Source organism: Mycobacterium attenuatum, assembly GCF_900566085.1.
GTDB lineage: Bacteria > Actinomycetota > Actinomycetes > Mycobacteriales > Mycobacteriaceae > Mycobacterium > Mycobacterium attenuatum.
Genome location: NZ_UPHT01000123.1, coordinates 17,516 through 38,311 on the forward strand (window position 1 = coordinate 17,516; position 20,796 = coordinate 38,311).

The 20,796-nt window shown below is 64.4% G+C and carries 21 protein-coding genes; 1 reads left to right on the forward strand and 20 read right to left on the reverse strand.

Going from position 1 to position 20,796, the window contains the following annotated elements:
- Positions 1 to 15: 15 nt before the first annotated feature.
- Positions 16 to 612: a cob(I)yrinic acid a,c-diamide adenosyltransferase gene (locus EET13_RS20165; RefSeq protein WP_122443941.1), complete on the forward strand. Its 597-nt coding sequence runs from the start codon at positions 16 to 18 to the stop codon at positions 610 to 612.
- Positions 613 to 703: 91 nt separating this feature from the next.
- Here the strand turns inward: EET13_RS20165 and EET13_RS20170 are convergent, their stop codons facing one another.
- The 20 genes from EET13_RS20170 to lysA all read right to left on the reverse strand — a co-directional run bounded on the left by EET13_RS20170 (position 704) and on the right by lysA (position 20,784).
- Positions 704 to 1,147, reverse strand: a complete 444-nt coding sequence (locus EET13_RS20170; protein ID WP_122443942.1) for a DUF2550 domain-containing protein — start codon at positions 1,145 to 1,147, stop codon at positions 704 to 706.
- A gap of 7 nt (positions 1,148 to 1,154) precedes the next feature.
- Positions 1,155 to 1,520 (reverse strand): F0F1 ATP synthase subunit epsilon, encoded by a 366-nt coding sequence (locus EET13_RS20175; protein ID WP_122443943.1) that lies wholly within the window; start codon positions 1,518 to 1,520, stop codon positions 1,155 to 1,157.
- Between the two features lie 33 nt (positions 1,521 to 1,553).
- Positions 1,554 to 3,005: a F0F1 ATP synthase subunit beta gene (gene atpD, locus EET13_RS20180; RefSeq protein WP_122443944.1), complete on the reverse strand. Its 1,452-nt coding sequence runs from the start codon at positions 3,003 to 3,005 to the stop codon at positions 1,554 to 1,556.
- A gap of 28 nt (positions 3,006 to 3,033) precedes the next feature.
- Complete coding sequence (locus EET13_RS20185) at positions 3,034 to 3,948, reverse strand: F0F1 ATP synthase subunit gamma (protein WP_122443945.1); 915 nt, start codon at positions 3,946 to 3,948, stop codon at positions 3,034 to 3,036.
- Between the two features lie 6 nt (positions 3,949 to 3,954).
- Positions 3,955 to 5,610 (reverse strand): F0F1 ATP synthase subunit alpha, encoded by a 1,656-nt coding sequence (atpA, locus tag EET13_RS20190; RefSeq protein ID WP_122443946.1) that lies wholly within the window; start codon positions 5,608 to 5,610, stop codon positions 3,955 to 3,957.
- Positions 5,611 to 5,681: 71 nt separating this feature from the next.
- Complete coding sequence (locus tag EET13_RS20195; RefSeq protein WP_122443947.1) at positions 5,682 to 7,022, reverse strand: F0F1 ATP synthase subunit B/delta; 1,341 nt, start codon at positions 7,020 to 7,022, stop codon at positions 5,682 to 5,684.
- Between the two features lie 6 nt (positions 7,023 to 7,028).
- On the reverse strand, positions 7,029 to 7,553 hold the full coding sequence (locus EET13_RS20200; RefSeq protein WP_122443948.1) for a F0F1 ATP synthase subunit B: 525 nt from the start codon (positions 7,551 to 7,553) through the stop codon (positions 7,029 to 7,031).
- Positions 7,554 to 7,562: 9 nt separating this feature from the next.
- Positions 7,563 to 7,808, reverse strand: coding sequence for a F0F1 ATP synthase subunit C (locus EET13_RS20205; RefSeq protein WP_003406686.1), 246 nt, complete (start codon positions 7,806 to 7,808; stop codon positions 7,563 to 7,565).
- 62 nt (positions 7,809 to 7,870) lie between these two features.
- A complete protein-coding gene (atpB, locus tag EET13_RS20210) occupies positions 7,871 to 8,620 on the reverse strand; it encodes a F0F1 ATP synthase subunit A (RefSeq protein ID WP_036400335.1) in 750 nt (249 codons plus the stop codon).
- Positions 8,613 to 9,098, reverse strand: a complete 486-nt coding sequence (locus EET13_RS20215; protein ID WP_122443949.1) for an ATP synthase subunit I — start codon at positions 9,096 to 9,098, stop codon at positions 8,613 to 8,615. The genes atpB and EET13_RS20215 overlap by 8 nt, the downstream gene beginning before the upstream one ends.
- A gap of 227 nt (positions 9,099 to 9,325) precedes the next feature.
- Positions 9,326 to 10,534, reverse strand: a complete 1,209-nt coding sequence (gene rfe, locus EET13_RS20220) for a UDP-N-acetylglucosamine--decaprenyl-phosphate N-acetylglucosaminephosphotransferase (RefSeq protein ID WP_122443950.1) — start codon at positions 10,532 to 10,534, stop codon at positions 9,326 to 9,328.
- Positions 10,531 to 11,190, reverse strand: a complete 660-nt coding sequence (locus EET13_RS20225) for an L-threonylcarbamoyladenylate synthase (RefSeq protein WP_122443951.1) — start codon at positions 11,188 to 11,190, stop codon at positions 10,531 to 10,533. The genes rfe and EET13_RS20225 overlap by 4 nt, the downstream gene beginning before the upstream one ends.
- Positions 11,187 to 12,035, reverse strand: coding sequence for a peptide chain release factor N(5)-glutamine methyltransferase (prmC, locus tag EET13_RS20230; protein WP_122443952.1), 849 nt, complete (start codon positions 12,033 to 12,035; stop codon positions 11,187 to 11,189). The genes EET13_RS20225 and prmC overlap by 4 nt, the downstream gene beginning before the upstream one ends.
- The gene (gene prfA / locus EET13_RS20235) at positions 12,032 to 13,105 is read right to left on the reverse strand and encodes a peptide chain release factor 1 (protein ID WP_122443953.1); all 1,074 of its coding nucleotides are present in this window, start codon (positions 13,103 to 13,105) and stop codon (positions 12,032 to 12,034) included. Before prfA ends, prmC begins: the two co-directional genes overlap by 4 nt.
- A gap of 225 nt (positions 13,106 to 13,330) precedes the next feature.
- On the reverse strand, positions 13,331 to 13,576 hold the full coding sequence (gene rpmE, locus EET13_RS20240) for a 50S ribosomal protein L31 (RefSeq protein WP_122443966.1): 246 nt from the start codon (positions 13,574 to 13,576) through the stop codon (positions 13,331 to 13,333).
- Between the two features lie 179 nt (positions 13,577 to 13,755).
- On the reverse strand, positions 13,756 to 15,600 hold the full coding sequence (rho, locus tag EET13_RS20245; RefSeq protein ID WP_122443954.1) for a transcription termination factor Rho: 1,845 nt from the start codon (positions 15,598 to 15,600) through the stop codon (positions 13,756 to 13,758).
- 258 nt (positions 15,601 to 15,858) lie between these two features.
- A complete protein-coding gene (gene thrB / locus EET13_RS20255; RefSeq protein WP_122443967.1) occupies positions 15,859 to 16,812 on the reverse strand; it encodes a homoserine kinase in 954 nt (317 codons plus the stop codon).
- Between the two features lie 220 nt (positions 16,813 to 17,032).
- Positions 17,033 to 18,115, reverse strand: a complete 1,083-nt coding sequence (gene thrC, locus EET13_RS20265) for a threonine synthase (RefSeq protein WP_122443955.1) — start codon at positions 18,113 to 18,115, stop codon at positions 17,033 to 17,035.
- On the reverse strand, positions 18,112 to 19,437 hold the full coding sequence (locus EET13_RS20270) for a homoserine dehydrogenase (RefSeq protein WP_122443956.1): 1,326 nt from the start codon (positions 19,435 to 19,437) through the stop codon (positions 18,112 to 18,114). The genes thrC and EET13_RS20270 overlap by 4 nt, the downstream gene beginning before the upstream one ends.
- A 3-nt stretch (positions 19,438 to 19,440) precedes the next feature.
- On the reverse strand, positions 19,441 to 20,784 hold the full coding sequence (lysA, locus tag EET13_RS20275; RefSeq protein WP_211189105.1) for a diaminopimelate decarboxylase: 1,344 nt from the start codon (positions 20,782 to 20,784) through the stop codon (positions 19,441 to 19,443).
- Positions 20,785 to 20,796: the final 12 nt, after the last annotated feature.

The window sequence follows — 20,796 nt, forward strand, 5'->3', positions numbered from 1 at the left end:
GGTACCGTTTCTGCTATGGCTGTGCACCTGACCCGCATCTATACCCGAACCGGGGACGACGGAACCACCGGGTTGAGCGATTTCTCACGGGTGCCCAAGACCGACGCACGCCTGGTGGCGTACGCGGATTGCGACGAGGCAAACTCCGCGATCGGTGTGGCCGTGGCACTGGGAAACCCTGACCGGCAGCTGACGGACGTGCTGCGGCAGATTCAGAACGATCTGTTCGACGTCGGTGCTGATCTGTCTACACCGGTGAAAGTGGAAGAGTCCGCGCACCGCCCACTGCGGATCACCCAGACCTACATCGACCGCCTCGAAGGATGGTGCGACACCTACAACGAAGCCTTGCCGGCGTTGAATTCCTTTGTGCTTCCTGGCGGTTCACCACTGTCGGCCCTGCTGCACGTCGCCCGGACCGTGGTACGGCGTGCCGAGCGGTCGGCATGGGCCGCCGTGAGCGCCCATCAAGACGGCGTCAGCGTGTTGCCGGCGAAGTATCTGAACCGGCTTTCTGATCTGCTCTTTATCCTGGCCAGGGTGGCCAACCCCGGCGGTGACCTGATGTGGCGACCAGGCGCCGCCTCCAGCGGGGACAAGCCTGCGGGGTGACGCGGCACGGCGATATCGGCAATCTGACCTGGCCAGACGTCGCAGCTACTGGCAGATCCATTTGGGCGGTTGAACTTTCAACGCCAACGGACTAGACACTGCGACGTCGTGCCCGCGGCGACGGACGGGACTCCAGCCACGACAAGAACGCGGTCAACGCGCCCTTATCCAACGCGATCTCGTATCCGGACCTGCGATCCTGGGTGGTGTCGCGCAGTTCCAGAACGACGATCTCGTCGGTCATGATGTCGAATTCGTCCCCGCGTCGTGCCCGCCTGGCAACGATCTCGACGCCCCGTCTACTGAGCCGCCGATCCGGCCACAAGCGCAGGCTGGACAGCCGGTAAAAGGCCGCTTCGGCACCGCGGTAGCGGATCACGCCGTGGTGCCAGCCATGGCCTCCGACCGCAGGGATATCTCGCATGATCCCCGCCGTTCCACCTCGGCGTAACTTCCACAACCGATAGCTCAGGGCGAGCACGGCTATGCCCAGCAAGACAACGAGCACGACCATGCCGACCATGGGCGCGCTCATCGACGTGTCAGTCGATCGCGCCAATAGCGCGCAACCTCGCGCGTCCCCTGGCGGCGATCCGGGGATCCTCAGACTCGGCGTCCTGTTTGGCGGCGCTTTCGTCGATCTCCGACTCGAATGCCGCAGATTCGGCGAGAATGGTGACGCCGTCTTCGGTTACCGACATGAACCCGCCGTCGACCGCGACGCGGAGATCCTTGGCACCCTCCCGCTCCAGGCGGACCATGGCGTCATCGACCAACTGGGCCACCAACGGAATGTGATGCGGCAGGATACCGATCTCACCAACGGTGGTGCGGGTGAAAAGGAACGTTGCCTTACCGGACCAGATCTTGCGATCGACGGCGACGAATTCAACGCTCAATTCCGCCATGGCACATCACCTTTCGGCTCGGTCGGATGCTCGTTACAGCTTTGCACCGAGACTTTCGGCTTTCTTGGCCAAGTCATCGAGGCCACCGATCAGGAAGAAGGCCTGCTCGGGGACGTGGTCGAATTCGCCCTTGGTCAACCGGTCGAACGCCTCGATGGTCTCCTTGACCGGGACCGTCGACCCCGGCTGACCGGTGAACTGCTCGGCCGCCATCATGTTCTGGGAGAGGAAGCGCTCGATCCGCCGCGCCCGCCCTACCAGTTGCTTGTCCTCTTCGGACAGCTCGTCGATGCCCAGAATGGCAATGATGTCCTGAAGGTCCTTGTAGCGCTGCAGGATTCGGATCACCTCCTGCGCCACCCGGTAATGCTCGTCACCGACCACGCCGGGGTCCAGGATGGTGGAGCTAGACGCCAGTGGGTCGACGGCCGGGAAAATGCCCTTGGAGAACACCGCACGCGACAGCTCCGTGGTGGCGTCCAGGTGGGCGAACGTCGTAGCCGGCGCCGGGTCGGTGTAGTCGTCGGCGGGCACGTAGACCGCCTGCATCGACGTAATGGAACGTCCCCGCGTGGACGTGATGCGCTCCTGCAGCTCACCCATCTCGTCGGCCAGCGTTGGTTGGTATCCCACGGCAGACGGCATCCGGCCGAGCAGCGTGGAGACCTCAGAACCGGCCTGGGTGAACCGGAAGATGTTGTCGATGAACAACAGTACGTCCTGGCCGGCCTCGTCACGGAACCATTCCGCCATGGTCAACGCGGACAGCGCGACGCGCATACGGGTGCCCGGCGGCTCGTCCATCTGACCGAAAACCAGCGCGGTGTCCTTGAGCACGTTGGCTTCCTGAAGCTCGACCCACAGGTCGTTGCCCTCGCGGGTGCGCTCCCCCACTCCGGCGAACACCGATGTACCACCGAAGTTGCGGGCGATACGGTTGATCATCTCTTGGATCAGCACTGTCTTGCCCACGCCGGCGCCGCCGAACAGGGCAATTTTTCCGCCACGCACGTATGGTGTCAGCAGGTCGACGACCTTCAGACCGGTCTCGAGCATTTCGGTCCGTGGCTCGAGATCCTCGAAAGCCGGCGGCTTGCGGTGAATCGACCAGTGCTCGAAGTCTTCTCCGTAACCGGGCTCGTCCAGGCAGTCTCCCAGCGCGTTGAAGACGTGTCCCTTCACGGCTTCACCAACTGGCACCGAGATCGGCCTGCCGGTGTCGGTGACCTCGACACCACGCACCAGACCGTCGGTGGGCTGCAGCGAGATGGTGCGCACCAAGTTGTCGCCGAGGTGCTGCGCCACCTCCAATGTCAACGTTTTGGCGAGCGACTCGAAGTCGATCTTGGCGTGCAGCGCGTTGAACAGCTCCGGGACGGAGCCACGCGGGAACTCGACGTCGACGACGGGCCCGGTGACCCGCACCACGCGGCCGCTGGTCTCCGAGTTGGTCGACTTTTCGGTCTTTTCGGCTGTAGCAGTCATAATTTTCTTCGCTTCCTGGTGGGGCTAGCTAGCGGGCATCTGCGAGCGCATTTGCGCCACCGACGATTTCGCTGATCTCCTGGGTGATCTGGGCCTGCCGCTCACGGTTTGCCATCAGCGTCAGGGCCTTGATCAGGTCGTCGGCGTTGTCAGTGGCCGACTTCATCGCTCGCTGGCGCGATGCCAATTCCGATGCCGCGGACTCGAGCAGCGCGGCGTACACCCGGGTGGTCAGGTACCGCGGCAGCAGCGATTCGAACAGCGTCGTCGCGTCCGGCTCGAACGAATACAGGGCGTGCGGCGTTGGCTCTTCCTCGACGTATTCCACCACCATTGGGGCGATCCGGCGCGCCTCTGTCGACTGCGACAGCATCGACTTGAATTCGGTGTGCACGATGTGCAGCTCGTCGACGCCCTGCTCGTTGTCGCGCTGATCCGCGCCGGCACCGGTGCCGGACATGAATGCATCCACCAGGGTCGAGGCGATCTCCGCGGCGTTCTCATACTTGGGCTGTTCGGAAAAGCCCGTCCACGACTCAGTGATGTCCCAGTGCCGAAACGTGAAGTAATTCAGCGCTTTACGCCCGACGATGTAGAGCACCGGCTGCTTGCCTTCTGCCCGCAGCAGGGAGAACAGCTCCTCGGAGCGCCGAAATACGTTGGCGTTGTAGGCGCCGCACAGTCCACGGTCGGAAGACATCACCAGAACGCCAGCGCGTTTCGGTTCGGGTCGCTCAACGAGCAACGGGTGGTCCAGCGCAGCGTCATTGGCCAAGGTGGTCAACATCCGCGTGATTTCGAGGGCATAGGGCCGGGCAGACCCGAGCCGGGCCTGTGCCCTACCGATGCGCGACGTCGCGATCAGCTCCTGGGCCTTGGTGATCTTCTTGATCGAGCCCGCCGAGCGGATCCGTCCGCGCAATTCGCGAAGTGTAGCGGCCATCGGTTGCTACTTCTTTTCCTTCTTCTCCGGCTTGGGCTTCTTGACTTTCACCGATTCCTTTTCCAGCTCTTCTTCATCCATGGCCTCGACATGCTCGTCGGGCACCACTGAGCCGCCACCCGATGGCGCGAAGCCCTTCTTGAAGTGGTTGATGACTTCGGTCAGCGCCTTCTCGGTCTCCTCGGTGAGCTTCTGCGTGTCGCGGATGGTGCTCAACAGTTTCTCTTCGGAGGCCCGAATGTGGTCCAGCAGTTCGGTTTCGAACCGCCTGACGTCTTCGACCGGCACCGAGTCCAGGTGACCGCCAGTACCCAGGAAGATCGAGATGACTTGCTCCTCCACCGCCATCGGCTGGTACTGCGGTTGCTTGAGTAGCTCGACCAGCCGGGCACCGCGTTCCAGCTGCGCCTTGGACGTGGCGTCCAGGTCCGAGGCAAAGGCGGCGAAGGCCTCCAACTCGCGGTATTGCGAAAGGTCCAGCCGCAACGAACCAGCCACTTCTTTCATCGCCTTGATCTGCGCGGCTCCACCGACACGCGACACCGAGACACCGACGTTGATGGCCGGCCGGACACCCTGGTTGAACAGGTCGGTCTCCAGGAAGCACTGCCCGTCGGTGATCGAGATGACGTTCGTCGGGATGTAGGCCGAAATGTCGTTTGCCTTGGTCTCGATGATCGGCAGGCCGGTCAGCGAGCCGCCGCCCAGGTCGTCGGACAGCTTTGCACAGCGTTCCAGGAGTCGCGAATGCAGGTAGAACACGTCACCCGGATAGGCTTCGCGGCCGGGCGGGCGCCGCAGCAGCAATGAGATGGCCCGATATGCCTCGGCCTGCTTGGTCAGGTCGTCGAAGACGATCAGCACGTGCTTGCCGTCGTACATCCAGTGCTGTGCGATGGCGGAACCAGTATAGGGCGCAAGCCATTTGAAACCGGCGGAGTCCGATGCGGGCGCTGCCACGATGGTGGTGTAGTCCATGGCGCCGCCCTCTTCCAGCGCGCGCCGGACCGAAGCGATCGTGGTGCCCTTCTGCCCGATGGCGACGTAGACGCAGCGCACCTGTTTCTTCTCGTCACCGCTTTCCCAGTTTTCCCGCTGGTTGAGGATGGTGTCCACGCACACCGCGGTCTTGCCCGTCTTGCGGTCACCGATGATCAGCTGACGCTGGCCCCGGCCGATCGGGGTCATCGCGTCGATAGCTTTGATACCGGTCTGCAGCGGCTCTTTCACACTCTGCCGCTGCACCACCGAAGGCGCCTGCAGTTCCAGCGCGCGCCGGGTCTCGGCTTCGATGTCGCCGCGGCCGTCGATCGGCTGGCCGAGCGGGTTGACCACCCGACCTAAAAACGCGTCGCCGACTGGGACCGAGAGCACTTCGCCGGTGCGCTTGACCTGTTGGCCTTCTTCGATGTTTTCGAAGTCACCGAGGATCACCGCGCCGACGCTGTGCTCATCGAGGTTGAGGGCCACCCCGAGGACCCCGCCTGGGAACTCGAGCAGCTCCTGCGTCATGACGGAAGGCAATCCTTCGACGTGTGCGATGCCGTCGCCGGCGTCCACCACGGTGCCGACCTCCTCGCGGGAGGTGTCCGAGGTGAAGGAGCCTACGTACTCTTCGATCGCGCTCTGAATATCATCGGCGGATATTGTCAACTCGGCCATGGCTTTTCGTCTTCCTACTTCGGTTTATGTTGACTAAGTTCGGGTTCAGGCAGGCTTCGTCTAGAGGGTGTTCAGTCGGGCAGTTGAGCCTTGGCAGCGGCCAGACGGGACGAGAGCGTACCGTCAATCACCTCATCACCCACCGCGATCGACAGACCACCCAGCAGCTCCGGGTCGATTTGCAGCTGCACAGTCACGGGGTGACCGTAGATGCGGCTCAGCACCTCCGTAACGCGGGCACGCTGCGCGGCGGTGAGCTCGGCCGCCGCGCTGACTTGCGCGACGACCTCGCCGCGGCGAGCCACCGCGACCTCGGCCAGCAGTAGCACCGCGTCCTCGGCCGACTGACCTCGCAGCAGCTCGACCGTCTGGGCTAGCAACGAGGCCGCGATCGGATTGACGGCGCTACCCGAGCGGTCGAGCACGTTGCGTAACAACCGGATACGGCCCTCGGCCGGTACGACGTAATCGCCCAGCAGAATCGCCAGCCGCGGCTGTGCGTCCAGGATGCGCGAGAACCGGAATAGCAGGTCTTCGACCTCGTCGACCTGGCCCTCGCGGTCGGCGACTTCCAACAGCGCTTGCCGCGACACGTGCTCGATGGCGTCGATCAAATCAGAGTTCGCCGACCACCGTTCCGTGACTGCTGCCCGCAATACGTCGAGTGCGGCGTCACCGACCTTCCCCGAGACAAGTCGCTCCAGTAACCGGACCCGAGGTCCGGCGTCCTCAGCGGGCACGGTGAGGTATCGCGTGACGACGATTTCCCGATCCAGCAGCTTGGCTACCGACACCAAGTCGTCGGCCAGGTTCGACAATCCTTCGTTGTCAAGGCCTTTGGCGAGAGTGCCGAATTTGTCGACCAAGCTCTGCAGCGCCCGTCGGCTGGCCGATCGCATCTTCGCTGCCACCGGGTACTCGACTTCCGCGGCGGCCGGCGCCATGGCGTCGAGTTCGTCGAGGAATCTGTCGACAGTGGCGGACTGCTGTGCCGAGTCGGCAACGTAATTGCGCACCAACTCCCCTGCCTGGCGCACGGATTCGTGGCCGAGCTCCAGGCGAAGCTGACGGGTCAGCTGGGTACGGAGCAATTCGACCTGACGCGCGCCCTGGAACTTGATGCGATCGGCCTCGACCTCGGCCTGCGATCGCATTTGTTCGGTGATGCGCGTGGCGTCGGTTTTGGCCTCCTCGACGACTCGTTCGGCCTCCGCGGTAGCGGCTTCCACTGCCTTGCTGTGCGCCGTCGTGGACTCAGTCAGCCGGTCGGCCGCGGCGGCCGAATCAGCCAACTGCTGACGTACGGTCTGCTGACGTGCAGTCATCAGGCGCCGCACCGGCGGCACAACGTAGCGCCACACCAGAAACACGATGGCCGCGAACCCGACCAGCTGTCCGATGAATGTTGACATCTTCGGCTACCTCGTCGCGGCCGAGGTGGTGACGTCGACGCCCAGGATCCGACTGGCCAGCGTCGCCGACATCGTTCCCACATTGGCGCGTAGATCCAGTTCCACCGCATCCCTCTCGCGCTTGAGCTGCTCATTGGCCGTTTGCAACGTCGATGCCACTTCTTGTTCGGCACGGGCACGCGCGTCTTCGATGGCCTTACGACCTTCGGCCCGCGCATTGTCGCGATAGGACGACGCCTGGACTCGGGCTTTGCTCATGGCTTCTTCGTAGTCGGCCTGCGCAGCGGCGAACTGCTCGGCGGCCTTCTTGCTGTCGGCCAGTGTCTTGGCCACCATGGCGTCGCGTTCCCGCAATACCCTGAGGATCGGCGGCACCACGAACGTGCCAATAACGGCCAGCACCAACAGGAAGATGGCCAGCACGAAAAAGAAGGTGCCGTTGGGAACCAGGAAGTTCTGGTTCTTTCCGCCTTCTTCTGCTCCCGCTGCTGCCTGGCCGGCGGCCAGAACAATCGAGTTCAGGTCACGCATCTCTGCGTATTACTTGACGGGCGTGGCGAATACGAACAGCGCCATGAACGCCAGGTTGATGAAGTAGGCGGCCTCGACCAGACCGACGGTGATGAAGAACGGGGTAAACAGCCGTCCTTGCGCCTCGGGCTGCCGGGCAACACCGGAGATCAGCGCGTTACCGGCAACACCGTCACCGATACCGGCGCCGATCGCGCCACCGGCCATGATCAGACCACCGCCGATGAGGGCGCCGGCAGCGATTGTGGGGTCCATATTCTTTATCCTCCTTGATGACTCTGGTAGCGGTTGACCAGGATTCGGTAGCGGTACGTCTCTTAGTGGTGTTCCTCAAGCTCCATCGCTTGGCTGAAGTACAGGATTGTCAGCAGTGCGAAAATAAACGCCTGGATGGCGCCGACGAATAGGTCGAACGATTTCCAGATCGCGTTGGGCAACCACATCACATACGGCGGAAACAGCGCGATCAGCGCGACCAGAATTCCGCCGGCGAAGATGTTGCCGAAAAGACGGAGCGACAGAGAGATCGGCTTGGCGAGTTCTTCGACGACGTTGATCGGCGCAAGGATCGCCACGTGTCCCTTGAGCAGTTTGATCGGGTGCCCGACGATACCCCGGCGCCAAATGCCGGCCGCGTGATAGCAGACGAAGACGAATAGGGCCAGCGCCAGTACATAGTTGATGTCGGCTGCGGCCGGTTTGAGCAGCTCGGTGGTCTGCCCGTTTTTGTCGGTGTATTGCACCGGCAGAACCGAGAGCCAGTTCGAAATCAGGATGAAAACGAAGATGGTCACCGCCAGCGGCAACACGAAGGGCGCGATCCGCATACCGATGGCGCCTTCAACCTGGTTGCGCATCTGGATGGTGATGGCCTCGAAGAACAGTTGCACGCCGCCGGGCACATCCGTCGACGTGACCTTGGAGCGCAGGTAGAACGCCAGCGCGATGACGATTACCGCGGCAATGGCCGTGGAAAGAACGGTGTCGGTATTCACGGTCATGCCGAGCCAGGTGGCGGTGTGGTGTTCGCCGACCTCGATCTGAGCGGCCAGGATCGACTCAGTCATCGCTGGTGCTCCTCACTTCCGTCCCTTCGGATACCGTCAATACGTCGCCGCCGGCACTGTAAGAGCCCGCGCCGCTGCGGAGCTTCTTCCAAACCGGCAGTGCGGTCGAGGCCACCAGCAGCACCTGGAACAGCGCGAGGCCGAACACAACTCCCAACCCAGCGGGCCGGAAGATGAAGGCCACAATCAGCCCGACAATGGTGATGATCGCCAGCCGCGACGCGGAGTTAAGGGCCATCGAGCTCTTCAGCGGATGCTCTTTTGCCGTGATCGACTCGACCGAGCGGCGGACCAACAAGGCGTTGAGCAAACCCAGCAGCAGGCCGACGCCAAAGAACACCCCGACCATCACGTGTCCGCCCAAACCGGCGACGAGCGTCGCCGCCGCGGTCAGGACAACGCTGATGATCAGTAAGCGAACCGGGCGGAAAGCAACAGAGGGAAACACCAACGGCGCGTCCTGCGCTGGTGTCGTCACTGCAGCACCTCAATCCCGGGTAGATGGAGCGGAAACCGACCGATCGACTGAGCGGTGGCCCGCCGAGCGTATCGCAAGGGTCGCGGTGGAATCACCCAAGGGGTAGCTCCCTGTGTCGGTCGTCGATCGGCGTGGTCGGATACGCATCCGGCAGGCCGGGTGGCCGGCAACCCGCGAGATTCTTTGCGGGGTTCTAGCAGCACCGTACCACAAGGTCAACAGTACTACTACTCATCGTCGTAGAAGTCGTCGCGACGGCGCAGCAGCGGGATCGCCGTCGCGATGCCGGCGATCACGATCGCGCCCAGCATCACCGCTGCGGTGTGGCGTGGGTCGAAGAAGATGGTGCTCGCCGCGCCGAACGCCACGATGCCCACCCACAGGTAGATCAGCAGCACCACCCGGCGATGAGAATGACCGATCTGCAACAGCCGGTGGTGCAGGTGCATCTTGTCCGGACTGAACGCGCTGCGGCCCGCCCGGGTACGCCGAACGATCGCCAGCAGCAAGTCCAGCATCGGCACGAACATGACCGCCACCACGAGTAGGAACGGCGACAACAGAGCAAACACATCGCGCGCCCCGTAGGCGTTCTGGGAGATCGGGCCGGCCGCGGTCGTGGAGGCGGCGGCCAGCATCAGTCCAATCAGCATCGAACCGGAGTCGCCCATGAAGATCCTGGCCCGGTGAAAGTTGTGCGGCAAAAACCCAAGGCATGCTCCGGCGAGCACGACCGAGATCACGGCCGGCGGGTAGAACAGCACGTCACCACCATGGTCACGGAGCAGGCCCACCGAGAACATGCAGATCGCCAGGGCCGTGATGAGGCCAAGCCCGGCCGCCAGACCGTCGAGGCCGTCGACGAAATTCATCGCGTTGACGATCGACACGGTCAACGCCAGGGTGAGCAGGATCGAGGACGCTTGGTCCAGCACGATGGTTCCGACGCCGCCCACCGGGATGTAGAGGACACTCCAGGCCACCCCCATGGTGACCAGCACGCTGGCGGCGGTGATCTGACCGGCGAACTTGGTCAGCGCGTCAAGACCCCAGCGGTCGTCGATGAGACCGATCCCCATGATGACCGCACCCGCGACGAGCACCGCGGGCATGCCGGTGGAATAGACGAACCCGCGGGTAAGGGCGGGAAGCTGCGAAGCAAGGAAAACCGCGGCGACGACGCCGAGAAACATAGCCAGTCCCCCCATCCTGGGGGTCGGCGTCACGTGCACATCTCGTTCGCGCGGGTAGGCGACGGCGCCAAGCCGGGTTGCCAGCACCCGCACCGGCCCCGTCGCGAAGTAGGTGACGATCGCAGCGGTCAGTCCGACCAGGGCGAGCTCACGCAGCGGGACGCCTGCGCTGCGAACGGAAAGTGCGAGCAAACCACCGGCAAGGCTGGTCACATCGCTGGACACCTCGAGACCGTACTTCAGGCGATCAGGGTGGCCACGTCCACCCCGAGCACTTCGGCGATCCGTTCCGCGCTCACCGGACCCGGCCGCAGGATGCGCGGGGAGGCTCCGGTCAGATCGACGATCGTCGAGGCGGCCTGCTGCGCAGCCGGTCCCCCGTCGAGATAGACGTCGATGCGGTCACCGAGTTGCCGACGTGCCTCGCCGGCGTCGACCGCGGCCGGCTGACCTGAGACGTTGGCGCTGGACACCGCCAACGGGCCCGCCTCACGCAGCAGTTCGATGGCGACCGGGTGCAGCGGCATCCGCAACATGACGGTGCCGCGCGCATCGCCCAGATCCCACTGCAGGGATGGTGCTTGCACCACGACCAGGCTCAGCGCCCCGGGCCAGAATGCGCGAATCAGCTCGCGCGCCCCGGGCGGCACCGAATACACGAGCCCCTCGATCGTGTGCCAGGAGCCGACCAATACTCCTACCGGCATATCGCGCCCACGCCCTTTCGCCGTGAGCAACGCGTCGACTGCGGTGGGGTCGAAGGCGTCGGCGGCGACTCCGTAGACGGTGTCGGTCGGCATGACAACTAGCCGGCCCGCCTTCAGCGCGGCGACGGCAGCGCTGATCCCGCTGGAGCGCTGGGTTGGGTCGGCGCAGGCGAATACCTCGGCCGGACTCATGATGTCTCCCGCTTGGTGGCCGTCACGAACCGGGGCCTGCCGGCCAGGTCATTGCATGCCACGATGTTCTCGAAAAGGCCTGTGCCGCTGATTAATTCGACCGTCAGCGCGGATGTGGTGTCGTCATGCTCGACCGCCAACCGGCCGCCGGGACGCAGCCAGCGTCCGGCCAGCCGCACGACGTGGGCAATCACGACCATTCCGTCCGGGCCACCGAACACGGCGTGCTGCGGATCATATTGGGCTACTTCGGCTCCCACAGTGGCGTTGTCCGGAACATAGGGCGGGTTGGCGACGACCAGGTCGACTTGCCGGTCCAGCTCGGGCAGTAGGGCGGGTGTGGCGATGTCGGCCCCGATCAGTTCGACGTGGCTGCCCTCGGTGTTACGGCGCGCGTAATCCAGGGCCGCCTCGGAGTCGTCGACGCCGATGATTCTCGCCGCCGGCCGGTGCCGGGCCAGTGCGACCGCCAAAGCGCCAGAACCGGTGCATAAGTCGACGATGACCGCTCGCTGCGGAAGTGGTTGTGTGATGGCCCACTCCAACAGCGCTTCGGTCTCCGGACGCGGTATGAACACACCCGGGCCCACACGCAGCTCCACCGGGCCGAACGACACCGCCCCGGTCAGATGCTGCAGGGGCACCCGTCGCGAGCGGGCGGCGACAACCTCGCGGTACTGCTCGAAGAACTCTTGACCCGGGGCGTTGTCGAGCAGGGCCAGCAAACCGCGGTCGGTGCCCGTGAGGTGAGCGGCCAACTGCTCGGCATCCCAGCGCGCGGAGTCGACCCCGGCTTCGGCCAGCAGAGCCGCCGCCGAGTCGATCGCGTGGCGCAGCGATGTCATGACTGTTGTAGCCGAGCCTGCTTGTCGGCGGCAGCAAGCGCGTCGAACAGCGCATCCAGATCGCCATCGAGAACCTGATCGAGATTGTATGCCTTGTAACCGATTCGGTGATCGGTGATCCGGTTCTCCGGGAAGTTGTAGGTGCGGATGCGTTCGCTGCGGTCCACCGTGCGGATCTGGCTGGCCCGATCCGCGGACGCGTCGGCCAGTGCCTGCTCTTCGGCCATCGCCTGCAGCCGCGCGGCCAACACCTGCAAGGCGCGGGTCTTGTTCTGCAGCTGGGATCGTTCGTTTTGGCAGGTGACGACGATTCCGGTGGGCAGGTGGGTGATTCGCACCGCGGAGTCGGTGGTGTTGACCCCTTGACCGCCCTTGCCGGAGGACCGGTAGACGTCAATACGCAGATCCGACTCGTCGATCTGGACTTCGCCCACTTCCTCCGGCTCCGGGTAGACGAGTACACCGGCCGCCGAAGTATGCACGCGCCCTTGGGATTCGGTCACTGGGACCCGCTGCACCCGATGCACTCCACCTTCGAACTTCATCCGCGACCACACGCCGTCAGCCGAATCACCCTTGCTAGCAATAGCCAACGTGGCGTCCTTGTAGCCGCCCAGATCTGAGGTGGTCTCATCCAGCACCGTCACGCTCCAGCCGTGTCGTTCGGCGTAGCGTATGTACATCCTGGCCAGGTCGGCGGCGAACAGCGCCGATTCTTCGCCCCCCTCACCGGATTTGACCTCGAGCACGATGTCGTCGGCGTCGTGCGAGTCGCGCGGCGCCAGCATGTCGGTGAGTTGCGCATCCAACTCTGCTACCCGAGCCTCCAATTCGGTGGCCTCGGCAGCGAAAGAGTCGTCCGAGACGGCCAGCTCGCGCGCGGTTTCCAGGTCTTCACGAGCAGCCGCAAGCTTGCGATGCGTGGCCACTATCGGGGCCAGGCGCGCGAACCGGCGACCGGCTTTACGCGCCTCGGCCGGGTTGCTGTGCAATGCCGGATCGGACAGCGCGCGCTCGAGGTCGGCGTGTTCGGCGAGCAGGACGTCGATCGTGTGCACCTGTTGCGTCATGTCACACCTCCTGCCAGCTCTGCACCGTGCACCCGGCGACGATTGCGGGCCCGGCAATCGGCAGAAAGCCCTGCCGCGTCGCCGGACTCAGGCGCCTCGCCCCCACAAGGACGGGCCTCTCTAGGCAGTATCCCAACCCGCTTGGGGGGAAGAACGGGACCGTCACACATGAACCGACGCCCGGCCTGTGCACCGGCTTGCACAGTTCGGGCGTCGGTGATCCGGCTACTTCTTGGCCTCGGCTTCGTTCTTGTCAGCTCCGACCTTGCGCTTGCCATAACGCCTTTCGAAGCGAGCAACCCGACCGCCGCTGTCGAGAATCTTCTGCTTGCCGGTGTAGAACGGGTGGCACTGCGAGCAAACCTCGACCACGATGCGGCCGCCCAGCTTGGTGCTGCGAGTCTGAAACGTGTTTCCGCAGCCGCACACCACGGTGGTCTCCTCGTAGGCGGGATGAATGTCAGATTTCATGCTGTCCTCTTCGATCGTTGCCGCTCGTGCCCCCGGCGTTCGGTTGTGGCGCGTCGGGCCGAACTCGAGAAACTGAAGTGGTTCTGTGGTCAAGCGTCGATTATGCCAGCTCAATCACCATCAGCCCAAACACCGGGATGCGCCCGCGCATTCCCGCGACGGGCGCCGGAATCGGCGGGTTAGTCGTTGTCCATGTTGCCCGGTGTGGTCTTCGACACCTGGACGAGGAATTCGTAATTGTTCTTCGTCTTGCGCAGCTGCGACATCAACAGGTCGATGGCTTGGTGGGCGTCCAGGCCCGACAGCACGCGGCGCAGCTTGTGCACGATGGCGAACTCGTCGGGCGACAGCAATAGCTCGTCCTTGCGGGTACCCGATGGGTTCACGTCCACCGCGGGGAAAACCCGTCGTTCAGAGATCTTGCGGTCCAGCTTGAGCTCGGCGTTGCCGGTGCCCTTGAACTCCTCGAAGATGACGGTGTCACCGGTGGACCCGGTTTCGACCATCGCGGTGGCGATGATGGTGAGCGAGCCGCCTTCCTCGATGTTGCGCGCGGCGCCCAAGAAGCGCTTGGGCGGGTACAGCGCCGTCGAGTCGACACCGCCGGACAGGATTCGGCCCGAGGCCGGCGACGCGTTGTTGTAGGCCCGCCCCAACCGAGTGATCGAGTCAAGCAGCACCACGACGTCCTTGCCCTGCTCCACGAGCCGCTTGGCACGCTCGATCGCCAGCTCGGCGACCGAGGTGTGGTCCGACGGCGGGCGGTCGAACGTCGAGGCGATGACCTCGCCCTTGACGGAGCGGGTCATATCGGTGACCTCTTCGGGCCGCTCGTCGACCAGCACGACCATCAAATGGCATTCCGGATTGTTCTTGGTGATCGCGTTGGCAATGTCCTGCAGGATGGTGGTCTTGCCGGCCTTGGGCGGCGACACGATCAGCGCCCGCTGGCCCTTGCCAATCGGCATGATGAGGTCGATGACCCGGGTGGTCAGTCGTTCCGTGGTGGTTTCCAGGCGAAGCCGCTGGTTGGGATACAACGGGGTGAGCTTGCTGAAATCGGGCCGCTTCTTGGCGTCTTCGACCGATCCACCGTTCACACTGTCCAAACGCACCAGCGGGTTGAACTTCTGCCGCGGATTCTTGTCGCCCGCTTCTCCTTCTCGAGGCACCCGGACGGCGCCGGTCACCGCGTCACCACGGCGCAACCCGTTCTTGCGCACCATGTTCATCGACACGTACACGTCATGCGGACCGGCCAGATAGCCGGAGGTGCGCACGAATGCGTAATTGTCGAGCACATCGAGAATGCCGGCTACCGGCTGGAGAACGTCATCCTCACGCACCTCGGTTTCAGCGCCGTCACCGGATCGTTCACCGCGGCGCCTGCGGTCGCGGAACCGCCGGCCCCGACGGCCCTGCCGTCCTTCGCCGTCCTCCTCGCCACGGGACTGCTGGCCACCCGAGCTTTGCTGTTCGCCGCCCGACTCGTCGCGCTCGTCGGTCTTATCTTTTCGTTCGTCAGCTTTGGCCCCCGCTTGGGCGCGTCGGCCCTTGTCATCCTCGTCAGTTGCGGCCGCATCATCCGCGGCAGCTGCTTCGCCAGCCGATTCCGCGGCGCCAGGCGAGGTGCCGGCCTCACGGGAAGCCTTGCGCCGTTCCCGTCGCTGCGTCTCGCCCGAGTCATCCCGGCCCTCTGCAGGGGCCGCTTCGGCAGCAGTTGCCTTCGCAGCCGCCGTCGGCTCCGGTTGTCCGGGGTCTTTGGATGACGTCGAGGCGGAAGATGCGCCGTTGGCCTGCCCGGTGATCTCCTGGATTGCGGCGATCAGTTCGTTCTTACGCATACCCGACGTCCCTTTGACGCCGGCTCGGTTAGCCAGGGCACGCAGCTCGGGCAACACCATGGTGGACAATGAGCCGCCCGGCACCACGGTATTGACCTCTGAAGTGTGTTTGGTCACGGATTCCGACTGCTTGTCGGCGTTGGTGCTTTCGCCAGCCGTGATGAGGTCCGTATCAGTCACGGATTTCCTTTCTTCCCCCGCTGATCACGTCATACGGGGGGTTCGTTGCCTCGGCAAATCGCCGAGTGCGCCAAATCATCGACTCTGCAACGGTGATCGCCTGGATCGGCGGCGAGTGCGGCGAACCTCGTCCACGAGAAGAATTGGTGGCTGTCCTAGCGGCAAGCAGTATGTATGCAGATGCAGATGCTGCGATTGCTGGACGGCTCCGAGGATAACCCGCTTCCTGACCGGAAGCAAGCAAACACTCGCGTGGCGCTATGGATCAATCAATGATGGAACTCCTGGGCTCCAGCGAACTCCGTCTCCGGCAGACATCGCAGTTACGGTGAATCCATGTGCGGCCCCATACTCCTGCGCCTCTGAAGGCAGTTCGGGCTCCGTTGTCATTGTGATGAGCGCTGGACCAGCCCCGGAAATCGTCGCTGCCACGTTATGACGCCGCAGCAGCCGTAAATATTCCGCCGAGGCCGGCATGGCCGGCGCACGCTGGGGTTGGTGGAGTACGTCTTCAGTGGCCGGCATCAGCAGATCGGGCCGTTCGGTCAGAGCGACCACCAGCAACGCGACGCGGCTGATATTGAAACGTGCCTCGTCGTGGCTGACCAGAGCCGGAAGCAGCACCCGCGTCTCCGCGGTCGAGGACCGCTCCTCGGGTATCGCCGAAAAGAGATGGATATCGGGATGGAGGCGCAGCGGCACGGCCGAGTAGTCGGGGCGATCACCCGTGCGGTCGATCCAGGAGACCACCGCCCCTCCGAGCACCGCGGCCGCCGCATTGTCGGGATGGCCCTCGAACTCCGAGGAAAGTTGAATCAACTGAGCATCGCTCAGCGGGGTCGAATCAACCTGTGCCACAAGGCCGTTGACAATCGCGAGGCCGCCGACCACGGCTGCCGCTGAAGAGCCGAGACCGCGGGAGTGCGGAATGGCGTTGCGGCAGCGAACCACCAGACCCCCGGCTTGGGCGCCAACGGCCCTCAGCCCGTGCTGGATAGCGCGCACCACCAGATGTTCGGCGCCCAGCGGTACCTGGTCCGCCCCTTCCCCGTCGACCATCACCGTCAAACCGGAATCCGTTGTCTCAACGATAATCTCGTCATAAAGACTCAATGCCAGGCCGATACTGTCGAATCCCGGGCCGAGGTTGGCGCTGGATGCCGCCACCACGGCACTCGCCACGAGCCCGGCAGGCAGTGGCTGGGTCACCAACAGGCCTTCGCCGAACCCGCACCCGGCTGCGCCGGGCTTGCGATCGCCACGGTGCTTGACGAGCGGCGACCCGCCACACCCGGCTGCGCCGGGCTTGCGATCGCCACGGTGCTTGACGAGCGGCGACCCGCCACACCCGGCTGCGCCGGGCTTGCGATCGCCACGGTGCTTGACGAGCGGCGACCCGCCACACCCGGCTGCGCCGGGCTTGCGATCGCCACTAGACCAGCCCCAGCTGCTCGACCACGGCCACCGGATCAACCGGCAGCGGAGACACAACCGGCATGTCCTTGAGCGCCGTATCGGGGTCCTTCAAACCGTTGCCGGTCACCGTGCACACCACCGTCGAGCCGCGAGCCACCCAGCCGTCATCGATGGCTTTGAGCAAGCCGGCGATGCTGGCTGCCGACGCAGGCTCGACGAAAACCCCTTCAGCGCCAGCGACCAGGTGATATGCGGCCAGAATTTCCTCGTCCGTTGCGGCCAGGAAGCGCCCGTTCGATTGCTGTTGCGCGGCAACGGCTTGCGCCCACGATGCGGGAGCGCCGATGCGGATCGCGGTGGCAATGGTCTCCGGGTGGCTCACCGGCTTACCCAGTACCAGCGGCGCGGCTCCGGCCGCCTGAGTGCCGAGCATGCGGGGCAGCCTGTCGATGACCCCATCGCGGTGATACTCGGTGTAGCCCTTCCAGTAAGCGGTGATGTTGCCGGCATTGCCGACTGGGAGTGCGTGTACGTCGGGCGCGACGCCGAGCGCGTCGACGACCTCGAAGGCCGCCGTTTTCTGGCCTTCGATACGGACCGGGTTGACCGAGTTGACCAATGAGATGGTGGGAAAATCGGCGGTCATTTTACGGGCCAGCTCGAGACAATCGTCGAAGTTGCCGTCGATCTGGATGATCTTGGCGCCGTGCATAACCGCCTGAGCCAGCTTGCCCATCGCGATCTTGCCCTGAGGTATCAGCACCGCGCAGGTAATGCCGGCACGGGCCGCGTACGCCGCAGCCGACGCCGAGGTGTTTCCGGTCGAGGCGCACAACACGGCCTGCTGACCGCGGGACAGCGCGTCGGTGACCGCCATCGTCATGCCCCGGTCCTTGAACGACCCAGTGGGGTTGAGCCCCTCGACCTTGAGATGAATCGTGCAACCGGTCTGTTCGGAGAGCCGGGGCGCCGCAATCAACGGCGTACCGCCCTCGAGAAGGGTGACCGGGGTCCAGTCATCGCCCACGGGCAACCGGTCGCGGTAGGCCGCGATCACGCCCGGCCAGGGCTGGTGGGTGGCAGTGCGCGGGGTGGTCACAGGCCGGTTCCTTCCAGTCGCAGCACGCTCGTCACATCCTGAACGACATCCAAGTCGGCCAGCGCTGCAACGGTTTCGGAGAGCGCAGCATCGGTAGCCACGTGGGTGACTACCACGATTCGGGCACCCACTCGTTTGCCGCCCTCGTCCGCCACACCTTCCTGGCGCACCTCGGCAATGCTCACATCATGCTTAGCGAATTCCGCTGCTACCGAAGACAATACACCCGGTTTGTCGGCCACGTTCATGCTGACGTAATAGCGGGTTGAGATCAAACCCATTGGCGCGATGGGCAGTTGGGCATATTTGGATTCGCGTGGACCGCGGCTGCCGAGCACCCGGTTGCGCGCCGCCATCACCAGGTCGCCGGTCACCGCCGATGCGGTGGGCGCGCCGCCAGCGCCCTGCCCGTAGAACATCAGCCGGCCCGCGGCCGCGGCTTCGACGACCACGGCATTGAAGGCACCATTGACGGTGGCAAGCGGATGCGTCAGCGGCACCAAAGCCGGGTAGACGCGTGCTGAAACTCGTTGTTGCCCAGCGTCGTCGGTGATCCGCTCGCAGATGGACAACAGCTTGATGGTGCAGCCCAGAGCGTGGGCGGTCTCGAAGTCGGCCGGCGTGATCCTGGTGATGCCTTCGCGGTAGACGTCGTCGGCATGCACCCTGGTGTGGAAGGCGATGGATGCCAGAATCGCGGCCTTGGCCGCGGCGTCGTAGCCTTCGACGTCGGCGGTGGGGTCGGCTTCGGCATAGCCCAGCGCACTCGCGTCGGCCAGAGCGCTCTCGTAGTCGGCGCCGGTGCTGTCCATTGCCGAGAGGATGTAGTTGGTAGTGCCGTTGACGATGCCGGCGACCCGCAGCACCGTGTCACCGGCCAGCGACTGCGTCAGCGGCCGAATCACCGGGATGGCACCGGCGACGGCCGCCTCGAAATAGAGGTCGACGTGCGCGCTTTCCGCGGCCTGTGCCAATTCGCCGGTGGACGTGGACAACAGGGCCTTGTTTGCGGTGACAATCGACTTGCCGTGCTCAAGCGCGGTCAGGATCGCCTTGCGAGATGGTTCCACCGGTCCCATTACTTCGACGACGATGTCGACGTCTTCACGCGAGACGAGTTCTTCGATGTTGTCGGTCAGCAACTCGACCGGCACCCCGCGGCCGCGCGCCACCCGGCGAACTCCGACTCCGCGCAGCACCAGTGGTGCCCCCACCCGGGCAGCGAGATCGTCAGCGCTTTCCTCGATGATGCGGACAACTTCACTGCCGACATTGCCCAGCCCGAGAACCACTACGCCGACCGGCTTTTCATCACCCAGCACAGGTCACCTCACCTCTAGACTCAGCAGATCGTCGACCGTTTCCCGGCGCAGGACCAGGCGCGCCTTTCCCTTGCGCACCGCTACCACGGCGGGACGGCCGATCAGGTTGTAACGGCTGGACAGCGAATAGCAGTAGGCGCCGGTCGCGGCCACCCCGACCAGGTCGCCGGGAGCTACATCGTCGGGCATCCACGTATCGCGCACAATGATGTCGCCGCTCTCACAATGCTTTCCGACCAGCCGCGCGGGCACCGCCGGCGCGTCGCTGACTCTGGACACCAGGCGGACGTCATATTCCGCGTCGTACAGCGCCGTGCGGATGTTGTCGCTCATGCCGCCGTCGACGCTGACATAGCGCCGGTTAGCGGTGGCGCTCACGTCGACATCCTTGACGGTGCCGACCTCGTACAACGTGATGGTTCCTGGTCCAGCGATGGCCCGTCCGGGCTCGACCACCAGCCTGGGCGCGGGAAGTCCCACCGCGGCGGACTCGTTGCTCAAGATGGCGCTCAGCTTGGCCGCCAGTTCGCTGATCGGCGGCGGATCGTCAGCGGGCACATAGGAGATGCCCAAACCGCCGCCGAGGTCGACGGCGGACAGCTGCGCCGTCTTCTCGGCGCCGAATTCGCCGACGATTTCGCGCAGCAGGCCGATGACACGGTGTGCGGCGATTTCGAAGCCGGCGGCATCGAAGATCTGTGAACCGATGTGGCTGTGCAGACCGACCAGTCGCAGGTGATCGGCGGCGAATACCCGTCGAACCGCCGCCATCGCGGCTCCGCTGGCCACCGACAGCCCGAACTTCTGGTCTTCGTGTGCGGTGGAAATGAATTCGTGGGTGTGAGCCTCGACGCCGACAGTGACCCGCACCAGGACGTCTTGAACTATGCCGGCCTGCGCCGCGATGGCATCAAGTCGCTCGATCTCGATCATCGAATCCAGAACGATATGGCCCACACCGGCTTTGACCGCGGCGGTCAACTCCGCGACAGATTTGTTGTTGCCATGCAGGGTGATTCGTTCTGGCGGGAAATTCGCGTGCAGCGCGACGGCCAACTCGCCGCCGGTGGCCACATCGAGGGAGAGGCCTTCTTCGTCCACCCAGCGCGCGATCTCGCTGCACAGGAAGGCCTTACCGGCGTAGTACACGTTGTGTCCGCCGCCGAATGCCGCGGCAATTTCTTGGCAGCGCGAGCGAAAGTCGTCCTCGTCGATGACAAACAGCGGAGTACCGTACTCCTGAGCCAGCTCGGTCACCGGTACCCCGGCAATGCAGGCTACACCCGATTGGTCGCGAATCATGTTACGCGGCCACACATTCGGGGCGAGTCGCAGCAGCTCCTGCACCGACTGCGGGCG

Coding starts and splice junctions, on each gene's coding strand:
- EET13_RS20185 (WP_122443945.1), bottom strand. CDS start 3,948: ATGGCCGCTACACTTCGCGAATTGCGCGGACGGATCCGCTCGGCGGGC.
- atpA (WP_122443946.1), bottom strand. CDS start 5,610: ATGGCCGAGTTGACAATATCCGCCGATGATATTCAGAGCGCGATCGAA.
- EET13_RS20225 (WP_122443951.1), bottom strand. CDS start 11,190: ATGAGTCCGGCCGAGGTATTCGCCTGCGCCGACCCAACCCAGCGCTCC.
- rpmE (WP_122443966.1), bottom strand. CDS start 13,576: ATGAAATCTGACATTCATCCCGCCTACGAGGAGACCACCGTGGTGTGC.
- EET13_RS20165 (WP_122443941.1), top strand. CDS start 16: ATGGCTGTGCACCTGACCCGCATCTATACCCGAACCGGGGACGACGGA.
- atpB (WP_036400335.1), bottom strand. CDS start 8,620: ATGACTGAGTCGATCCTGGCCGCTCAGATCGAGGTCGGCGAACACCAC.
- EET13_RS20200 (WP_122443948.1), bottom strand. CDS start 7,553: ATGCGTGACCTGAACTCGATTGTTCTGGCCGCCGGCCAGGCAGCAGCG.
- EET13_RS20205 (WP_003406686.1), bottom strand. CDS start 7,808: ATGGACCCCACAATCGCTGCCGGCGCCCTCATCGGCGGTGGTCTGATC.
- EET13_RS20175 (WP_122443943.1), bottom strand. CDS start 1,520: ATGGCGGAATTGAGCGTTGAATTCGTCGCCGTCGATCGCAAGATCTGG.
- EET13_RS20195 (WP_122443947.1), bottom strand. CDS start 7,022: ATGTCAACATTCATCGGACAGCTGGTCGGGTTCGCGGCCATCGTGTTT.
- prfA (WP_122443953.1), bottom strand. CDS start 13,105: ATGACGCAACAGGTGCACACGATCGACGTCCTGCTCGCCGAACACGCC.
- prmC (WP_122443952.1), bottom strand. CDS start 12,035: ATGACATCGCTGCGCCACGCGATCGACTCGGCGGCGGCTCTGCTGGCC.
- atpD (WP_122443944.1), bottom strand. CDS start 3,005: ATGACTGCTACAGCCGAAAAGACCGAAAAGTCGACCAACTCGGAGACC.
- EET13_RS20170 (WP_122443942.1), bottom strand. CDS start 1,147: ATGAGCGCGCCCATGGTCGGCATGGTCGTGCTCGTTGTCTTGCTGGGC.